This is a genomic window from Exiguobacterium sp. QJM3NY_9, assembly GCF_056173545.1.
Genome location: NZ_CM149679.1, coordinates 2299571 through 2319456 on the forward strand (window position 1 = coordinate 2299571; position 19886 = coordinate 2319456).

The window sequence follows — 19886 nt, forward strand, 5'->3', positions numbered from 1 at the left end:
TTCTTATGACGAACACGACTCACATTCATCGATTTCGACGGTTGTCGAACGTGTGTAATAAATCGTCTTCATCCCGAGTTGCCATGCTTCCATGTGCATCTCAAGTAATTCAGTTGCTTTGACATTGTTTTTGACATAGAGATTAAAACTGATCGCTTGGTCGATATGACGTTGGCGTGATGCATTTTGACGAATGCTCCACAGTTGATCAATCTCAAACGCTGATTTATAGAACCAGTTCGTATCCGGCGTCAAATCCGGAACCGTCACAGGAATCTTGTAGTTTTTCTTTTCTTCTGCGTAGACTTTTTTATAGATTGGATCAATCGATGCCGTACTACCGGCGATGATCGCTGTCGACGAGTTCGGTGCGACTGCCATCAGGTAGGCATTTCGCATACCATGCTCTGTGATATCTGCTTGGAGACGATCCCAGTTCAGCTCGGCAGTTGATTTATAGTGACGACGTTTGATGTATTCACCTGTTTGCCATTCTGATCCTTCGAATAAACGGTATGCCCCTTTTTCTTTCGCAAGTTGCATCGATGCATCAATCGTCAAATAAGCGATTTTTTCGTAAAGACGATCCGCATACTGGACGGCTTCGACCGATTCCCAGCGAATCCCTTCGAGTGCAAGCAGATGATGCCAACCGAACGTCCCGAGACCGACGGCACGGTATTTTTGGTTCGTGATTTGTGCTTGCGGGACGTCAATCGTATTCAAATCGATGACGTTGTCGAGCATCCGCATCTGAATCGGAATCAACCGTTCGAGGACATCCGAACGAACGGCGCGCGCGAGGGCGATCGAAGATAAATTACAGACGACGAAATCGCCCGGTGTTTTCGTAATGATGATTTTTCCATCTTCCGTGTATTCTTCCGTCACGGTCGTCGGACTCATGTTTTGCATGATTTCCGAGCAGAGGTTTGACGAATAGATCATGCCGGCATGCTTGTTCGGATTGGCACGGTTTACCGCGTCACGGAAGAACATGTACGGTGTTCCGGTCTCGAGTTGCGAACGCATGTAGCGTTTGACGAGATCGATCGCCGAAACTTTCGTCCGGCTGAGACGCGGTTCGTTGACACAGGCTTCATACTTTTCAGTGAAGCTGCCCCCTTGTTCCGTCTCATCGAAATGATCTTCAAGACTAAAGCCCATCACGGTCCGGATTTCGTGTGGATCGAATAAATACCAATCGCCACGCGCTTCAACCGTACGCATGAAGTGGTCCGGTAAACTCACGCCCGTAAAGAGATCATGTGTCCGCAATCGCTCGTCCCCGTTGTTGAGTTTCGCATCGAGGAACTCGAGGATATCTTTATGCCAAATGTCGAGATAAACTGCAATTGAACCTTGACGCATACCGAGCTGATCGACACTGACTGCCGTGTTGTTCAACTGTTTCATCCAAGGAATGACACCACTCGAAACACCTTTGAATCCTTTAATGTCTGATCCGCGCGAACGAATTTTACCCATGTAGACGCCGATTCCGCCGCCGCCTTTTGAAAGTGTCGCAACGTCCGTATTCGAGTCGTAAATCCCCCGGAGTGAATCATCTACCGTATCGATGAAACAAGACGATAACTGTCCGTATGATTTCCCGGCATTCGAAAGCGTTGGCGTCGCAACCGTCATGTAGAGGTTCGACAAAGCCCAGTACGATTCTTTGACGAGCTCGACCCGGCGTTCTTTCGGTTCTGTCTGCATCAACGTCATCGCGATGATCATGAAGCGTTCTTGCGGTAGTTCATATAATTTTTTCACGTGATCACGGGCAAGATAACGATCCGCTAACGTTCGGAGACCAATGTATGTGAAGAGTTGGTCGCGTGAAGGATCGATTGTCGCAGCGAGTTCTTCGATTTCATCCTTCGTGTAGGCTGAAAGTAAATGTGGTGTGAAAATACCGATTTCAGTGAGCTTTTCAATCAACGTGTAAAGCGATCCATAACGTTCATCTGCTACATATCCACGATTTTCACTTGCCTCAAGATAAAGACGATTTAAGTACGTTGCCGTCGCGACGAACGTCCAGTTCGGTTCCTCTGCTTTTAACATGTCGAGCGCATGCATCGTCAACAATTCATACACTTGATCGGCCTGGAGGGTTTTCCCTTCGAGCGCCCGAATCGCGCGTTCTGTATAACGTTCGATGTCGAGTTCTGGATAAGACGCTGTCACTTGTCGAATCACGAGATATACATCTTCTATTGTCATTGCACCCTTATAGATGCGTGCTGTATTCAGTGGAGATGCCACTATGAACCACTCCCATTCTCTATCGTTAAACAGGTTCGCATTGCAGTAAAAAATGCGCTAAACTAAAAAAAGACGTCCTACATATAGAAAGAACTATTAAAGTGTCACTCTATATATAGACGTTTTAAGCGTTTTTAAACCTATTTATGTACAAGATATAGGTTATCACTGAATCAGAAAAAAATAACCCCTTGCATTAAAAATCAGGTCAAACAAATTTAAAAACGCAGACCACCGCCTTTTGAGATATATTGAGATAAGGAGTTGAACGCGTTTTGAGTTCAGAAGAACTTTTAAATAAATATGATCCTTTTCTCCTAGGGTCAGGAAATTATCCAACGGAAATGTCTGCTATACTAGTGCTATTAACGATTCACGATCAAGTAAGCCCACTTGCACAAGCAATTGGTGAAATATTTGAAGAATCGTTTGGGGAACAACCTGATCAGCAGGAACTAACAACACTCGCAACGAATTTACTTTTGTGCGAAGATTCGTGTGAACTTTGAAAGGAGACTTATTATGCAAGTAGACTACACACCAAACCCGAACTCAGTAAAAATCACGCTCGACGGAGACCGTTTCGGCTCAAAAAGTACGAGTGTCAAAAAAGACGATACACCAGAGGACGCATTACTCGCAGCATTGATTACGATCGATGGCATCGATAATCTCTTCGCTTACGGTGATTTTGTCACAGTAACGAAAGAACCAGCCGCTGAATGGAATGAATTACTTCCAGTTATCGAAGAACAGATGTAAGGAATACATGAAGACACCTGGATGTTGCAGGTGTCTTTGTTGAAGGAGCCGATTCTCATGCCAATGGTATCTGTCATCATCCCGACGTACAATCGCCCACGTGAGTTATCTGAGGCGCTCGAAGCATTGACCCGTCAATACTATCAAGATTTCGAAGTGATTCTTTTGAACAACAACGGCGACTCGATTATTCCCGTCGTACGTGCTTTTGAAGACCGCTTAACACTTATCCATGTCGATTTACCTGAAAATCATCACGTCCGGGCTCGCAACCACGGCGTGACAATCGCGAACGGTCAATTCATCTTGCTCCATGATGATGATGATTTATTGTTGCCTTCTCATATCGAGGAATCGCTCGGCGATTTAGAAGCCGGGGCAGACTTGACGTATGCAGATGCCGAACTCTTTACGTATCGCTGGGAAAATGGACGCCGGACCGTCATCGCTACGGAGCCATTTGCCTATCCATATGACCGTGACGCGATGAAGCAAGACTCGACGTTCATCCCATCCGGATCAATGTATCGCAAATCGCTTCACCAAACACTTGGTGCGTTTGATGAAGACGTCTTCAACTACTGGGACTGGGACTGGATTCTCCGTGTCGGGAAGGACCACCTCGTGCTTCACCCAGCACGCGCGACGGTCCTCTATGCCTTTAATCCGTCCGGTAATCATCAATCCGCTCAGCAAGATGCGGCACGAAAAGTCTACTTCGACCGTCTCGTCGCTAAACACGAGTTGCCAACGACCGAAATGAAAAATTTTCATATTGTTCAGTCTGAACGCCGTGCCCGGTTACGTGAGACACGCCGGACGTTTGACGGACAATTGACAGAAAGCGAGTGAATCCCGTGTATACAGAAAAACAATTAGAACTCTTAGAGTTACTATCACAAAGTGGTCCTGTCGATTCGACACTCGCTGCTCAAATGCTCGATCTGCCAGTCGACGAAGTCATCGACTCGATTGCCCGCTTTAAACAAGATGGTGTCTTGTTAGGTTATACGGCAGTCATCGATTGGCAAAAAATCAATTCTCACCATGGCGTCACGGCATTCATCGATGTCAAAGTTACACCGAAACGGGGCCGCGGCTTTGATGAAGTCGCAGAACGGATTCATCGTTTCCCGGAAGTCACGTCGCTCTACTTGATGTCAGGTGCTTACGACTTACAAGTCGTCCTTGACGGAAAGTCGCTTCAGGAAGTCTCGCAATTCGTCTCGGAAAAACTATCGACACTCGATTCCGTCATTTCGACGACGACCCATTTCCGTTTGAAGACATACAAACACGATGGTGTCCTCTTCAGTCAGGATGACGGCGATAAACGATTGAAGGTGTCTCCATGAAGTCACTTTCTGAACGCGTCGAACAATTAGCACCGTCCGGCATCCGTCGCTTCTTCGACTTAGCCGGTTCAATGGAAGATGTCATCTCGCTCGGCGTCGGCGAACCCGACTTCGTCACCCCGTGGAACGTCCGGGAAGCAAGCTTCGCAGCACTCGAGCAAGGGTATACGGCATATAGCGCCAATGCCGGTTTAGTCGAGTTACGGCAAGAAATCCGAAACTATATGCACGAAAAATTTGCAATCGAGTATCAAGTCGAAGACGAAATCATCGTCACGACCGGTGCATCCGAAGGACTTGACTTAGCTTTTCGGACGCTGATTAATCCTGGTGACGAGGTCATCGTCGTCGAACCGGCATTTGTCTCGTACGCGCCTTTAATTGAGCTCGCAGGCGGAATTCCTGTTGCTGCTGCCTGTCGCCCGGAAGACGGCTTCGCCATTCTTCCTGAGACGATTGAAGCCAAGATCACGGCACGGACGAAGGCCATCATTTTTTGTTTTCCGTCCAATCCGACCGGTTCTGTCATGACGCGCGATCAACTCGCAGATCTCGCCCTCCTCGCAAACAAACATGATTTATATGTCATCAGTGACGAAATCTATGCAGAGTTGTCGTATGAGGAAGAGGCGACGTGCTTCGCGACGTTACCTGGAATGCGGGAGCGCACGATTGTCATCAATGGTTTCTCAAAAGCCTTTGCGATGACAGGTTGGCGTCTCGGTTTTACCTGTGCGCCAAAAGAAATCACGGAGTGTATGCTGAAAGTCCATCAGTACGGCATGATGTGTGCACCGACGCTCGTCCAATTCGCTGGGATTGAAGCACTCCGTTCACGCCACAAGACGGTTCCTGACATGGTCCGTAGTTATCGCCAACGCCGTAACTACTTCGTCAAAGCTTTGAATGAAGCCGGTCTCCCGACTCATTCACCCGGGGGCGCCTTCTATGCCTTTCCATACATCGGAGATACGGGTTTGACGAGTGAAGCCTTTGCAGAACAACTGTTACTAGCAGAACGTGTTGCCGTCGTTCCTGGTTCCGTCTTCGGGGCGAGTGGTGAAGGTTATGTTCGCGCAAGCTATGCCAGTTCAATCGAACAACTGCAAGAAGCCATCCATCGTATTTCTCGCTTCATGCAACAACTTGAACAACGAACGGCAGTTGCTGATCGTCTGACATGATTTTCCCGACCGTTTTCTTTCAACACACAAAAAGCGAACCACCTCGCGAGGCGGTTCGCTTTTTAGCGTCATTTTCTAATTACGCATCAATATAAAGCAACAAAAACATCCGGTGTTCGTCCTCTGAGTGAAACGGTGACACCGGCCCCAACTGTGAAGCATATACATCGATTCGGTACGGGGCTTCTTTAAAGGACAAAGGGGTTTGTTCCTTGATGATCCGTCCGATTTCTTCTGCCTGTTCTTTGACGGCGACCAATTGATCACTTCGCTCAATCGGTGCTTCCAGAACAAATGCCTCGATTCCCTCATTACGAGCACACCGTAAAAAGCGTCGCAACGACGGTAGTGCCTGTTGGACGTTCTCTTCTAAGGAACGTTCCGCTTCATACACGGGCGCACCCCAGAGTCGCTCCTCACTGCCGGTCGCACTCCGGTAATGATCAATCGTCGCCTCCGTAATGGGGTCTCGTGTCAGCGCGAAACGCTTACTGTCACGCACGAGGTTTTTTTCATTCGTCCGATCGATTTCTTTTAACAAATCAAGACCTAATGGACGGGCAAATCGGAACAACTCGCGCTGCAGACGGGCGAGTGACGTACCGACCGTAAGCGTTGCATCTGTCTTTTTCGGTGGCTTGTCTCCTTCGTAGCCGTTCATGACCCGGGCGACCTGACCCGCTTCATGAACGAGTCGGTAAAACGAGGCGTCCGCTTCGTCCTGTTCTGTTTTCAACTGCTGATGCTCCGAGGCTAAATCGGTCACGTATTGGTTTGACAGACATGTTGAAATCATTAACACGTCGACGAGCTCGGCACACAGGAACGTCGTGTCCTCTTTTTCTAACGCTTCTCCCACTTCCCCGACTTCTTCAATCAAGCGCGCGAGGCCAGAGAGCGGACGAAAATAACCACCTAACGCTCGAATCGTCTCATCGACTTTTTGTTGAAGTAGAATCATCTCCTGCATCCGTCTCGACCTCCGTCATTTCTTTAATCAACTGCTGCTGCGTTTGTCGTTGATACTGCTCAGTAAATTTTCGGTTTTTACGCCATTCACGGACGGCTACACCACTTGCGATCGCCAAGGAAACCATTAGTCCCACTTCTTTTCGTTTCATCGAAATTCCTCCTCTGTTTGAACTACGTTCTCGTTCCTTAACATGCTATGATGATGGTATTACATATATATAAGAGGTGTTGCTCGTGTCGACTGAACGTCTTTGGCAATTGGCTCGTTTCATCGGTGTCATACTCGCCTTGTTTCTCACAGGTTTTATCATCATCCGCCTGTCTTCGTTGATGTATCCGTTCGTCTTCGCATTTTTATTAGCCCTACTCAGTCGTCCGCTTGTCGACTTTTTCCAAAAACGTCTTCGACTCAACCGTGGTTGGGGTGCGTTATTGTCCATCATCTTAATGAGCGGTCTTTTGATTGGTTCACTCGTCTTGATTGTCATGCAACTGATTCGAGGACTCGTCTTCGTCGCCAATCAACTCCCGGACCAAATCCAGGAACTCAGTCTCTACTTCCAAAAGCTCTACAATGACAAATTGGCCCCGATGTGGAACGACGCTTCGGAAGCGCTCCGGTCACTCGGTCCGTCACAACAGAATACGGTTCAAAACAGTATCGAATCACTCGGAAGCTCACTTGCAAGCTTCATCGGCGAGGGATCTAAAAGTATCGCCACGATGTTGCAAAGTGTGTTAGCGACCTTACCTTCAATCGCCTTGATTCTCGTCATCGTCCTGCTCGCCTGGTTTTTCCTCGCGAAAGACTGGCACAAATATGAAATCAGGATGAAACAGTATGAGATGTTCCCCTGGTTCGCACGTGCAGAAACGGTCGTTTCGAGTCTTCGGTCCGCCCTGTTCGGCTACATCAAAGCCCAATTGACATTGATTACGATTACATTTTTCATCGTCTTAATCGGTCTTTTGGTTCTCGGTGTCGATCATCCGTTTGCGATTGCTTTCATTGCCGCTTTCTTTGACATCTTGCCGTATCTAGGTACAGGGTCTGTCTTTTTACCGTGGATTGCTTACTCGATCATCACAGGAGATACGGGACTTGCGATCGGACTTGGTATTCTGTATGCAGTCGTCATTTTGCAGCGTAATATCATGGAACCGAAAATCGTCGGTGACAATATCGGCATCCAGCCGATTACGGCACTGATTGCCTTGTTCGTCGGGATTAAATTTTTCGGGGTCTTCGGTCTGATCCTCGGACCGCTCGTCGCCGTCATCATCAAAGCGTTATATAATGCACAAATCTTTCATTATTTATGGGACTTTATTAAAGGATCACCCACACCATTCCGGTGAGGGTGATTTTTTAGGTGCTGCCGCATATAAGGGATGACCCGTCGCATCAACCGGTCGATGGTTCGGGAGATATTCCACCGGGCAAGTCGCCGCGACGGCAAGCAGACAGGCATCAATCCAGTCGTCAGTCGCAACCCCTTTGACGGATTGTTCCCAAAAAGCAGGACATGCGAACTGCCGTAACAATTCTGTCCGCTCCTTTATCCCCTGGACCGTCTTTTTGTTATGGCGGGCCGGGTGACCGGTCAAGCGAGCAAAACAAACTTCCGGATGCGACTCGTACATCCCGTCCCGGTAATAACTACGCGCTTCCTGAATCTTCGGTAACAAGTACCAGGCTTGTTTTGATAAGCCAAGTCCTGCCGCTTGTTTTGACTGCGCGTTCACGGTGGCATAGTCACATGCATCAAGCGCCGACACTAATGGTGCATTGAAGACACTGCTCGTCCGTCCCGGCTTCAGCTCATTTCGTAACAGCTGATCGACGGTTCGTCTTGTGTCTGTTTCAAGCCCGATCGGCATGTCGATGTAGAGTACGTCGCTATTTTCGAGTTGATCGAGGTGTTCGACGATTTGATAGGAAAACTGCCCCTCTTCAATCGAGACAGCGACCCAGCCGGCTTTTGCCGCGTCAATCCCGGTGACGCGCATTCGTTTTCTCCCGTAGCACCTTCAGTAATAACAAGACCGTAAAGACTCCTAAAAACGTAGCCCACGCTAGCGAAACACGTGAACCCGACTCTACATACCAGACGATGCTGAGCACCGTCATGATGAGTAAGAGGACGTTCAGCCATCTCATCCTTCTTGTTCAGCGAACCGGTAAAGACTTCGAACCATGACACCTGTGGCACCTTTCGGACCAAGCTCCGATGCTGATTTTTGCTCTGATGTTCCGGCGATATCAAGATGGAGCCATGGCGTTTTCCCGACGAATTCACCAACGAACGCTCCGCCAAAGATCATGTGTCCCATCCGTCCCGGTGAGTTATTTAAATCAGCGACTTCCGACCGGCGCACTTGTTTAATGAATTGATCGACGTACGGCATCTGCCAAATCATCTCGTTCGTCTCTTTTGTAACGGCTTCGAAGCGACTGTACAGAGCTTGGTCGTTCGTTAAGGCTCCCGTGATTTCTGTCCCGAGCGCAACGAGCACTCCACCCGTCAATGTCGCGAGATCAATAATCATTTTCGGATTGTATTCTTTTGCATAGGTGACAGCGTCCGCTAAGACGAGACGCCCTTCCGCATCCGTATTCAAGACTTCAATCGTTTTTCCAGCCATCGATGTAATGACATCATCCGGCTTGAAGGCATCACCTGAAATCATATTGTCCGTTGCCGGAATCACTCCAAGGATGTTGACGTTCGGCTTGAGTCGACCGAGGGCTTCGAATAAGCCGAGGACGGCTGCTGCACCACCCATGTCCCCCTTCATGCCGACGATACCGTCTTTCGGTTTAATCGAGTAACCACCTGTATCGAACGTGACACCTTTTCCGACGACAGCGATTGGTGCTGCATCACCCGCCCCTTTATATTCGAGGACAATCATTTTCGGCGGGATTGTCGAGCCTTGATTGACGGCAAGCATCGCCCCCATGCCGAGTGCTTCCATTTCTTCTTTTTCAATGACTTTTAACGCATGTCCATGACGTTCCGCAATGAAACGAGCTTCGTCAGCGAGTGCCGGCGCCGTCAGGATGTTCCCAGGCATCGTGACGAGACGACGGGCTAAGTTCGTTGCTTCAGCGAGGGCATGCCCGCGTACTGCTTCTTGTTCCCCTTCATCGGACCAAATCGTCAAATCGAGTTCGTACGAAACGCTTGGACCTGTTTTGTAGTGTTTGACGTCATATGTAGCAAGTGCAAACGTCTCAGCGATCAACTCGGCAGGTTTCCCCGGGAATGTCGCAGCATCAACCGTGACGTTCGATAGCTTCCGGACTTTTAAAAATTGGGCGGCTTTTCCTAACAGTCGACGTAACTCATCTTGAGATAGACGGTCCACTTTACCAAGACCGACAAATAACACACGGGCAATCGTCCCCGTCAACGTCGGCAATAACCGGAGTTCGCCTTGTTTCGTCGAAATATCTCCACCGCGGACCCACTCATCAAACCGCTCCGGATAAAGTGCCTGAATCCGTTCTTCCATTTGTGCATTTCCTGAGATACCGACGACGAGTACTTCGATGTCTGCTTGCTGATCTACTTGTTTTAATCGCATCTTAAAAATCCCCCTTTAGTGTTACTAATAAGTATGAAGTGTTTTGCGCCATTTTCCAACTGATAGCCATCACGCAGCTTGAAAACGCTCTCATTTTTGACGTTCGGTAATTTGTCGAAATGCACGGCTCCAAACAATTGTTGCCCGTTTCACAATGTGATAGGATTAACAGGTGAAAAGTACAGGCACTTCATAGAAACGTTCATTTTGGTAACGACAGAAATGTCTACGTTTTCATTCAAAGGGAGAGTTCGCAGTCGACCCGTTAAGAGAGATGCGTTTATGGGTATCTATAGATAGCAGAGAAACGACGTCGTTGCGGCGAAAAAAACTTACTGAAAAGAGGGTAATGCACATGGCACAACATATCAAGGGAATTGGCGCTTCTGCAGGGATCGCGATTGCAAAGGCATTCGTGATGGAAACACCTGTCTTTGACATTCCAAACAATAAAATCGAGGATTCAGCGGCTGAAAAAGAACGGTTCCAGGCAGCGATCGCTCAATCAAAAGGTGAACTCGAAATCATCCGTGAGAACACATTAAAAGAACTCGGTGCGGACAAAGCAGAAATCTTCTCAGCTCACTTGTTGATCCTCGAAGATCCTGAAATCGTCAGCCAAGTCAACGCAAAAATCGACGAGGACAAAACGAACGCAGCGCAAGCACTCGACGAAGTCTCACAAATGATGGTGACAATCTTTGAATCGATGGACAACGAGTACATGCGCGAACGTGCAGCTGACGTCCGTGATGTAACAAAACGGACAATGGCACATCTTCTCGGTATTACATTCGTCACACCTGCACAAATCAACGAAGAAGTCATCATCATTGCAGAAGACTTAACACCATCAGACACTGCCCAACTCAACCGGAAGTACGCAAAAGGTTTTGCGACGAACATCGGTGGACGGACTTCGCACTCGGCGATCATGTCACGTTCTCTTGAAATTCCAGCAGTCGTCGGGACAAAAGTCGTCTTGACTGAAGTCAAACACGGTGATTTCTTGATTCTTGACGGAGCGGAAGGCGATGTCATCGTCAACCCTTCAAGCGAACAAATCGCAGAGTACGAAGAAAAACGCTCAGCATATATCGCTCAAAAAGAAGAATGGAAAAAACTCAAAAACGAAAAAACAGTTACAGCAGACGGTCATCACGTCGAGCTTGCAGCGAACATCGGAACACCAAACGATGTCAAAGGTGTGCTTGAAAACGGTGCGGAAGCAGTCGGTCTCTACCGGACTGAGTTCCTCTACATGGATGCGGAAACGTTCCCGACGGAAGATGAGCAATTCACAGCATATAAAACAGTTCTCGAGTCGATGGGCGATAAAAAAGTTGTCATCCGGACACTTGATATCGGTGGGGATAAAGAACTTTCATACCTTGACCTTCCACACGAAATGAACCCGTTCCTTGGTTACCGTGCAATTCGTCTTTGCCTGGACCAAACTGACTTGTTCCGGACACAACTTCGTGCGTTGCTTCGTGCAAGTGCATACGGCAAACTTGCTGTCATGTTCCCGATGATTGCAACACTCGAAGAATTCCGTGCAGCAAAAGCGTTACTTCTTGAAGAAAAAGCGAACCTTCAAGGTGAAGGTGTAACGGTTTCTGACGACATCGAAGTCGGAATGATGGTCGAAATTCCGGCGACAGCAGTCATGGCGAAACAATTCGCGAAAGAAGTCGACTTCTTCTCTGTCGGAACAAACGACTTGATTCAATACACAATGGCGGCAGACCGGATGAACGAAAAAGTTTCGTATCTCTACCAACCGTTCAACCCTGCCATCTTGAACCTCTTGAACAACGTCATCACAGAAGCACACAAAGCCGGTAAATGGGTCGGCATGTGTGGTGAGATGGCTGGAGAAGAACTCGCACTCCCAATCCTCCTCGGACTCGGACTCGACGAATTCTCAATGTCTGCTTCTTCTGTCCTTCGCGCACGCAGCTTGATGACGCGCCTGAACAAAACAGAGTGTGAAGCAATCGTTGAGCAAGTCCTCGACATGGATACAGCCGAAGACGTCGTCAACTTCCTCAGCACGACATTCGATATTAAAAAATAAGATTTTTCGGACACGTCCCATCTCGGGGCGTGTTTTTTTGTCGCGTCAAAAGGAGCCGTTATTTATACAGACTGTAGACTAACTCTTATGAAGATTAAAAAGTTTTTATAGGTATGGCCTGTCCTGACCGCGCTTCCCCATCTCGACTCGTCTACATAACACATGTTGCCCAATGTCGCTTTTCCTACACCCTAGTTCAAAAGCTAATATTCATCTGTGCGCTTCCTGTAGGAGCCTCGATTTCTTGAATACAAAAAAGGGCTGACTCCAAAGTTACTCTAACATCAGTCTTAGTGACGGACGGTTCCGACATCCTCGCTTTCCACGGGCGGAATGTAAGCCGCGGCAACCCGCGTTTCATGCGGTCATGCCGGGTCTTCCCTATTCCTGACGGAAGCGCTGATCGCGCTTCCTTTTCCCATAGGAGTCGAGGATGAACGTTCCGCCCTGTACGCAAAAAAACGCCGATGATTCCGTCTTTCACATACGGAGTCATTGGCGTTTTCGATATCTATTCTTCTCGGTCCTGACTGATGTGTATCTAAGCCGCACATCGAAAAGGAAAAAGTATGCACTCGTTTTATTCGACTCCCACAGGAGAGCGTATCCTGTTTCCTGTTTGAGAAAACACGCGTGTGAAAGAGTGATTCCTTTTACGTCAGTCTCTTTCCTATCAAAAATGACTTGAATTATGCTTGTTTCGTTTGTGGTCGATCGCCTTGTTCTTCTTTTAAGATTGGGCGTTCCTTGCCCATGAAGAACACGAAGATGACACCCAGTATCGCCGGAATCAACGCCCACATGTAAACCGAGGAAATCGAATCCGCAAGTGCTGTTTTAATCGCTGTCGCCACTTCCGGTGGCATCTTCGCAAATGCTGCTGCTGTCGGGAACTGTCCACCGTCCGGTGCGCTGCCGCCAGGTAATTGTTCACTAACAGATGACGTAAACGTCCGTGATTGAACGATTCCGAGAATCGTTACACCAAGTGTCATCCCAATCGTCCGGAACGTCGAGCCCATCGATGTCGCCGCACCACGACGTTTCATCTCGATGCCATTGATGCTTGCAAGATTCAATAAAGAGAAACTGAAGCCGACACCAAAACCTAAGATGATCATATAAATCGTAACGGCAGTCCGTGTCGTCTCAAGTGACATCGTACTTAATAAATAAACACCAAGAACAAAGAACACGGCCGAGAGCATCATGACATTTCGGAACCCGTATTTATTCGGGAGACGTCCTCCGAGTTGCGCCGAAACCACGGAAGCAATCAACATCGGCATCAAGATCAGACCCGAGTTTGTCGCACTGCCGCCAAAGACACCTTGGACGAAAATCGGAATGAAGACACTTGCGGAGATGAAGACGAATCCATAAAAGAATGCGACCCCTTGCGTCGCTGCGAACAGGCGGCGACTGAACAGACTGAACGTAATGACCGGATCAGCCGCCCGGCGTTCAATCAGACCAAAGAGAATGAACAATGCGAGTGATGCGCCAAATAATCCAAGAATTTGTGGTGAACTCCACGCGTACTCTTTCCCACCGAGTTCAAGCCCGAGCAGGAACGTGACTAATCCAGCGACCAATGTCGCGGCACCCGCATAATCAATTTTTTGAGTCCGGTGGATCGGTGATTCTTTATAGAATAAAGAAACGAGCGCCAATGCAATTAAACCAAGTGGAATGTTGATATAAAACACCCAGCGCCAGTTAATTGCGTCCGTCAAAACGGCTCCAAGCAATGGTCCGAAAATACTTGAAATCCCGAAGACTGCTCCGAACAAGCCACTGACTTTCCCTCGTTTTTCTGGTGGGAAAATATCAAAAATGATCGTAAAAGCAATCGGCATCAAGGCACCGCCACCTAGACCTTGAACAGCACGATAAATCGATAACTCTGTAATCGAATCTGCGACTCCACACAGGATACTCCCTGCGATGAAGAGCAACATACCGAATAAGAAAAATCGTTTCCGCCCATACATGTCACTTAACTTACCGAAAATTGGCATCCCCGCGACCGTCGCGATCATGTAAGCGGACGTGACCCAGGCATATTGATCAAAACCATTCAGTTCACTGACAATCGTCGGCATTGCCGTTGCAACGATTGTATTATCCATCGCCGCTACTAAAATCCCGATCAATAATCCAAGAACGACATAATTTGTCTTTGTCTTTGTTTCTGTTGTAGTCGAAGCCATCGACTCACCTCTTTCTTAAAATATAGCTAATCTTCATAATAGCTTACTCATTGTATCATCATATGTGCAAATTCTCATTACTGAATGTTTTGGACTACAAAAAAATCGTATCCGACAATCTCGTCGAATACGATTTCGAAGTCCCATTATTTTTTAAATGACGTCATTTAATCTCATACGTGACTTTCTCTCCTGCTTCAACCGTCCGGCCAATATCAACCGTTACTTTCCGGTCACCACTGTTCGTGACAATGATCGGCGTTAAGAGTGACGGCACAAGCGGGCGAATTTGTTCGAGATCGACGTTCAGCAGTGGTGTTCCTGGCTCAACTCGATCTCCCGCTTTCGCGAGTGCTTCAAAACCTTTTCCTTCGAGCGACACCGTATCGATCCCGATGTGAATTAAAATCTCATCACCATTATCGGCCAGGATTCCAATCGCGTGTTTCGTTGGGAAGAAGGTCGTGATTTCACCGGACACTGGAGAAACAACATAACCTTCAGTTGGTTCGATTGCATACCCGTCCCCCATCATCCGGCCAGAGAAGACTTGATCTGGTACATCATCAAGCGAACGAATCGTTCCGCTCAGCGGCGAGACGTATCCGTCACTTGGTACATACTCTCCACCTGATCCTGCTAAGTCTTCCCGATCTTCACCACGTGATTCAGCTCCCGTTGGAACTTGTGGAATCGGGTCCGCTTCAGGTTTTTCAGGTGGTTGGTAATTCGGATCATTCATGATTTCTGCCATTTCCGTCTTGATGCCATCTGATTTCGGACCGAAGATGGCTTGGACATTATCGCCAACTTCTAATACACCGGCTGCGCCAAGTTCTTTCAGACGATCCTTGTTGACACCCGATTTATCATTAACGGTAATCCGCAGACGTGTGATACACGCATCGAGGTGTTTGATATTCGATGGTCCACCAAACGCTTGCAGAATCTCATATGGGAGCTCACCAGCCGTCGCACCAGCTGTTGCCGCCCCTTCCTTAATTGCTTCACGTCCTGGAATTTTTAAATCAAACTTCGTGATAACAAAACGGAATCCGAAGTAATAAATGACGGCGAAGACTAAACCAACCGGTATAACGAGCCACCAGGCGGTCCTGTTCGGTAAGATTCCGAATAAGGTGTAGTCAATCAATCCACCTGAGAAGGTCATCCCGATTTTAACGTTCAAGATGTCCATGATCATAAATGACAATCCTGCAAAAACAGCGTGGACTGCAAACAATAACGGTGCCACGAACACGAATGAAAACTCGACTGGTTCCGTGATCCCTGTCAGGAACGATGTTAAAGCAGCAGAGAAGTAGAGTCCTTCAACTGCTTTACGACGATCTTTCGCAACCGTATGATACATCGCGAGACAAGCTGCCGGAAGTCCGAACATCATGAACGGATATTTCCCGGTCATATACGTCCCGGCCGTGAACGGAACACCATCTTTTAACTGAGCGAAGAAAATTCGCTGGTCCCCGTTGATAACCGTGCCTGCTTTATCCGTATACTCACCAAATTGGAACCAAAAACTTGAATACCAAATATGGTGAAGACCGAATGGAATGAGTGACCGTTCGACTAATCCAAAGATGAAGGCTGATAACGTTTCATTTGACTCGATGATTGTTTTCGAAAACGTGTTAATCCCACTCCCGATCGGCGGCCAGATGAAGGACAGTGCAAAACCAGCGACTAAACTGAATAGCGCTGTTGCAATCGGTACGAACCGTTTACCGGCGAAGAATCCAAGAAAGTCCGGTAGTTTGATTTTAAAGAATTTATTATAGCTATATGCGGCAATTAACCCCGCTATGATCCCTCCGAATACCCCCATTTGTAAGGTCGGTATCCCTAATACAGTTGCGTACGATAAGTCACTTGATTGTTGCGCTTCCGAAACTTTTTCCGGTGTGATTTGTAGGAATGAACTGATAACCTTGTTCATAATCAAGAATCCGACGATTGCAGCAAGCCCTGCGACCCCTTCCCCATTCGCAAGACCAATCGCAACCCCGACGGCAAACAGTAATCCTAAGTTCGCAAAGATGATATCCCCTGCGTCTTGCATGACACGCCAGATGACGACGAGCGAATCATTTTCGAGAAAAGGCAGATACTGCGTCAGGTTCGGGTTTTGAAACGCCGTACCAAACGCCAGTAGAAGCCCCGCTGCCGGCAAGATGGCAACTGGTAACATCAATGCTTTACCAATCCGTTGCAACACTCCGAATACATTTTTCCACATCAGTGATTTCCCTCCTTTTTTTGACCAGACTATTTAGTTCATACCCTGAATCTTTCTCCCGCAAAACTAATCACAACAATTATTTGAAACACAAAAAAATGAGCCTCCCGATTTCGGAAGACTCACTTTACTTAAAGACTTAAACTGATTTTTCTTGTTTACGTGAATTGATGACGGCTTGGATCTCAGATTTGATGTTATCTGATTTTGGTCCGTAGATCGCTTGAACGTTGTTACCCACTTCAAGGACACCAGCGGCTCCAAGTTTTTTCAATTCGTTTTTGTCGACTTTCGACTTGTCGAGAACTTCAACACGAAGACGTGTGATACATGCGTCAAGGTGTTTGATGTTTGATTCAGAACCGAGTGCGTCAAGGATACCCGCTGCGAGCTCAGAACCTTGAGCCAATGAAGTTTCTTGTACTTCATCTTCACGACCTGGTGTTTTCAAGTTGAACTTGCGGATTGCGAAACGGAATCCAACGTAGTAAACGACTGCAAGAACAAGACCGACGACGATGACGAGCCACCACTGCGTACGTCCTGGAAGGACACCGAAGAGAAGGAAGTCAATCAATCCACCAGAGAATGTCATCCCGATTTTAACGTTCAAGAGTTGCATTGTCATGAATGAAAGACCTGCGAAAACTGCGTGTACTGCGAACAAGATTGGAGCAACGAATAAGAATGCGAATTCGATTGGCTCTGTGATACCTGTTAAGAAAGCTGTAAGTGCTGCTGATCCAAGAAGACCACCAACGACTGCGCGACGCTCTGGGCGTGCTTCATGGTACATCGCAAGTGCTGCTGCTGGAAGACCGAACATCATGAACGGGAATTTACCAGTCATGAACGTACCAGCTGTTAATTCAACGTTATCTTTTAACTGTGCGAAGAAGATTGCTTGGTCACCACGGACAACATCTCCTGCTGCGTTCGTGTACGAACCGAATTCGAACCAGAACGGTGCGTAGAAGATATGGTGAAGACCAAACGGAATCAATGAACGCTCAATGAGACCGAAGACGAATGCTGCAAGCGTCGGGTTTTTCTCCATCATGAAGTGAGAGAATGTGTTCAACCCGTCTTGAGCGAATGGCCATACGAAGACAAGTACAAGACCTGCGAACAATGAAACGACTGCTGTAACGATTGGAACGAAACGTTTACCTGCGAAGAATCCGAGGAACTGCGGCAATTCAAGATTGTGATACTTACCGTAAGCCCAGGCTGCGAGTAAACCGATGATGATACCACCGAAGACACCTGTTTGAAGTGTTGGAATACCAAGTACGTTTGCGTACCCTTGACCGTTTGCGACCATTTCTGGTGTAACGCCGAGCCAAACACTCATTGTTTTGTTCATGATCAAGAATCCGACGATTGCTGCAAGTCCGGCTGCGCCGTCCCCTGCTAAACCAATCGCGACACCGACCGCGAATAAGAGTGCTAAGTTACCGAAGATGATATCCCCGGCTGCTTCCATCAATTTTGCAACCTTGATGATCGCATCATTTTTTAAGAACTCGAGTTTTGACGTCAAGTTCGGATTTTGCATCGCGTTACCGAATCCAAGTAAGATCCCGGCAGCTGGCAAAATCGCAACAGGAAGCATTAACGCTTTACCGACACGTTGAAGAACAGCGAAAATCTGTTTGAACATGTGTGTTTCCTCCTCTTAATCTAAAATCTAGGAATAATGAATAATACCAATGACAGGTTGAAAAAAGTCAGACATCCGACCGATTTTTACAGAAAAAAATCAGGCACGAGCGGATTGTAGAACAAAATACACTTATCCCGCGAAATGAATCTAACGGAAATAAACCATTTTGTCCGACTTCCCACTCATGCCTGATCGTATCAGTAACACGTAGTCCGTGCGGTCATTTACCTAAATCGTACTGCACTAAGCGTTGCAGATGCATCGTAAGATACGTCGCCTCACCGCGCGGTACCGCTTTCTTCAACTGACGTTCCATGATGGACATCAGCTCCCAAGCAGTATCATAGCACAGGGGATATTCTTCACGCAATAGCTTTTCTACTTTTTCTGGCGCCTCTAGGTACTCCCCATTGGAAACCCTTTCAATCGCCGAGCGGAGATGGCGAATTAAACGCTTATAATCCAACGATTTTCGATCGATTTTAATTTCTAGCCGTTGCTCGATATGACTCGCAATTAATCCGACGAGTTGATGATGACGATTGACTTCGAGCACATCTTTAAAGTTCGTCGCCGAATGAATATGGAGTGCGATGAATCCTGTTTCTGCCGGCGGAAGATAAAAATTCATCTCGGCACTGATAAATTCAACGATTTCCTCAGCAAGCGCATATTCTTCCGGATACAAAGCTTCCGTTTCCGCTAAAAAGGGATTCGTGACCTCCATCCCTTGTTCGAGCCGCTTGAACGTAAACGTCAAATGATCCGTCAGTCCGATATGGATATGTTCATCAACGCGCTTACCGAACCGCGTTTCAATCATCGAGACGATATCATTCATCAAGGCGACGAAATTTTCATCTAAATGCCCGACGAGTGCTTTATATTGGTCTTGCTCTTCTTTATCCTTCAAGGTATAGACTTTTTCTAATTTTTCAAGATCCGTCAGTTGATCGCCTGGCTTCCGTCCGAAGCCAATCCCTTTTGCGAGGATAATGACTTCCTGATTTGCACCAGTCGAACAAATGACGACATTATTATTCAAGACTTTGATAACGTGGTACATTTGTTTATCCATTCGCTCTCAACCCTATCTGCTCTTACACATTTTTTAAAGACACTGTTTTTATTATAACGTGTTTCCACGCACTAAAAAAGCCTACTTACTCAAGTAGGCTTTAAAACATTTGGTAACCACTTTTACGCAGGAAACGAATCGACATTCCGGCAATGATGATACCGGCAAGTCCTGCCGCAAACATCGTAACGTCCGCTGTCTGCAAACCCATGATTCGATCACCTAACGCTGGAATTGCTTTTTTCGCATTCGTAAAATATTCAAGCGTCGACTGATTATCAATCATCATGATGATGATGACCGGATATAAGACGAGCATAATCCATGTGCTACGTAACAACATGTTTAAGATAAAACCAATACTAAAGAACATGACGAGATAAAGTACACTCCCGATCACGGCTTGGATAATATGCATAATGTTCCCCCTTTAAATCTCTTCGTCTAGTATAACCGA

Annotated in this window: 18 protein-coding genes; 7 read left to right on the forward strand and 11 right to left on the reverse strand. The window is 47.3% G+C overall.

Features of this window, described 5'->3' with window-relative positions; genetic code table 11:
* Positions 1–3: 3 nt before the first annotated feature.
* A complete protein-coding gene (locus AC0VYQ_RS11780; protein WP_251132187.1) occupies positions 4–2229 on the reverse strand; it encodes a ribonucleoside-diphosphate reductase subunit alpha in 2226 nt (741 codons plus the stop codon).
* 317 nt (positions 2230–2546) lie between these two features.
* On the opposite strand from AC0VYQ_RS11780, the gene AC0VYQ_RS11785 reads away from it, so the two are divergent.
* Genes AC0VYQ_RS11785 through AC0VYQ_RS11805 form a run of 5 tightly spaced genes read left to right on the forward strand, consistent with a single transcriptional unit; the run spans position 2547 to position 5572 of the window.
* Entirely contained in the window at positions 2547–2780 is a 234-nt protein-coding gene (locus AC0VYQ_RS11785; protein ID WP_215115539.1) for a DUF1871 family protein, read from the forward strand.
* Between the two features lie 13 nt (positions 2781–2793).
* Positions 2794–3033, forward strand: a complete 240-nt coding sequence (locus tag AC0VYQ_RS11790; RefSeq protein ID WP_088837669.1) for a NifU N-terminal domain-containing protein — start codon at positions 2794–2796, stop codon at positions 3031–3033.
* 57 nt (positions 3034–3090) lie between these two features.
* Positions 3091–3885 (forward strand): glycosyltransferase family 2 protein, encoded by a 795-nt coding sequence (locus AC0VYQ_RS11795; protein ID WP_214810596.1) that lies wholly within the window; start codon positions 3091–3093, stop codon positions 3883–3885.
* Between the two features lie 5 nt (positions 3886–3890).
* Positions 3891–4388 carry an Lrp/AsnC family transcriptional regulator gene (locus AC0VYQ_RS11800; protein ID WP_051667304.1) on the forward strand — a complete coding sequence of 166 codons (498 nt, stop codon included), beginning with the start codon at positions 3891–3893 and terminating at the stop codon, positions 4386–4388.
* Positions 4385–5572, forward strand: a complete 1188-nt coding sequence (locus AC0VYQ_RS11805) for an aminotransferase (protein WP_214892330.1) — start codon at positions 4385–4387, stop codon at positions 5570–5572. The genes AC0VYQ_RS11800 and AC0VYQ_RS11805 overlap by 4 nt, the downstream gene beginning before the upstream one ends.
* Positions 5573–5651: 79 nt before the next feature.
* Here the strand turns inward: AC0VYQ_RS11805 and AC0VYQ_RS11810 are convergent, their stop codons facing one another.
* Together AC0VYQ_RS11810 and AC0VYQ_RS11815 are read right to left on the reverse strand one after the other, a co-directional pair.
* Complete coding sequence (locus AC0VYQ_RS11810; RefSeq protein WP_475403618.1) at positions 5652–6542, reverse strand: MazG nucleotide pyrophosphohydrolase domain-containing protein; 891 nt, start codon at positions 6540–6542, stop codon at positions 5652–5654.
* Entirely contained in the window at positions 6505–6693 is a 189-nt protein-coding gene (locus AC0VYQ_RS11815; RefSeq protein ID WP_159173455.1) for a hypothetical protein, read from the reverse strand. Before AC0VYQ_RS11815 ends, AC0VYQ_RS11810 begins: the two co-directional genes overlap by 38 nt.
* Positions 6694–6778: 85 nt before the next feature.
* Here AC0VYQ_RS11815 and ytvI point away from each other — a divergent pair, with 85 nt between their 5' ends.
* The gene (gene ytvI / locus AC0VYQ_RS11820; RefSeq protein ID WP_159173454.1) at positions 6779–7903 is read left to right on the forward strand and encodes a sporulation integral membrane protein YtvI; all 1125 of its coding nucleotides are present in this window, start codon (positions 6779–6781) and stop codon (positions 7901–7903) included.
* On the opposite strand, the gene AC0VYQ_RS11825 is transcribed toward ytvI, so the two are convergent.
* The 3 genes from AC0VYQ_RS11825 to AC0VYQ_RS11835 are packed head-to-tail and all read right to left on the reverse strand — an operon-like array spanning position 7883 to position 10135.
* Positions 7883–8554, reverse strand: a complete 672-nt coding sequence (locus AC0VYQ_RS11825; protein WP_159173453.1) for a DUF429 domain-containing protein — start codon at positions 8552–8554, stop codon at positions 7883–7885. The genes ytvI and AC0VYQ_RS11825 overlap by 21 nt on opposite strands.
* Complete coding sequence (locus AC0VYQ_RS11830; protein ID WP_214804327.1) at positions 8535–8705, reverse strand: hypothetical protein; 171 nt, start codon at positions 8703–8705, stop codon at positions 8535–8537. The genes AC0VYQ_RS11825 and AC0VYQ_RS11830 overlap by 20 nt, the downstream gene beginning before the upstream one ends.
* Entirely contained in the window at positions 8702–10135 is a 1434-nt protein-coding gene (locus AC0VYQ_RS11835) for a leucyl aminopeptidase (protein WP_475403619.1), read from the reverse strand. Before AC0VYQ_RS11835 ends, AC0VYQ_RS11830 begins: the two co-directional genes overlap by 4 nt.
* A 355-nt stretch (positions 10136–10490) precedes the next feature.
* Between AC0VYQ_RS11835 and ptsP the strand changes: the two genes are divergently transcribed.
* Positions 10491–12215, forward strand: coding sequence for a phosphoenolpyruvate--protein phosphotransferase (gene ptsP / locus AC0VYQ_RS11840; protein ID WP_214766917.1), 1725 nt, complete (start codon positions 10491–10493; stop codon positions 12213–12215).
* A gap of 689 nt (positions 12216–12904) precedes the next feature.
* Here the strand turns inward: ptsP and AC0VYQ_RS11845 are convergent.
* The 5 genes from AC0VYQ_RS11845 to AC0VYQ_RS11865 form a co-directional block, all read right to left on the reverse strand.
* Positions 12905–14428 carry an MDR family MFS transporter gene (locus AC0VYQ_RS11845; protein ID WP_475403620.1) on the reverse strand — a complete coding sequence of 508 codons (1524 nt, stop codon included), beginning with the start codon at positions 14426–14428 and terminating at the stop codon, positions 12905–12907.
* Positions 14429–14591: 163 nt separating this feature from the next.
* Positions 14592–16685, reverse strand: coding sequence for a glucose-specific PTS transporter subunit IIBC (gene ptsG / locus AC0VYQ_RS11850; RefSeq protein ID WP_475403621.1), 2094 nt, complete (start codon positions 16683–16685; stop codon positions 14592–14594).
* A gap of 139 nt (positions 16686–16824) precedes the next feature.
* Entirely contained in the window at positions 16825–18348 is a 1524-nt protein-coding gene (ptsG, locus tag AC0VYQ_RS11855) for a glucose-specific PTS transporter subunit IIBC (RefSeq protein ID WP_475403622.1), read from the reverse strand.
* A 223-nt stretch (positions 18349–18571) separates the two neighbouring features.
* On the reverse strand, positions 18572–19429 hold the full coding sequence (gene glcT / locus AC0VYQ_RS11860) for a glucose PTS transporter transcription antiterminator GlcT (RefSeq protein ID WP_029331241.1): 858 nt from the start codon (positions 19427–19429) through the stop codon (positions 18572–18574).
* Positions 19430–19529: 100 nt separating this feature from the next.
* On the reverse strand, positions 19530–19847 hold the full coding sequence (locus AC0VYQ_RS11865) for a YuiB family protein (protein WP_029331243.1): 318 nt from the start codon (positions 19845–19847) through the stop codon (positions 19530–19532).
* Between the last annotated feature and the right edge of the window lie 39 nt (positions 19848–19886).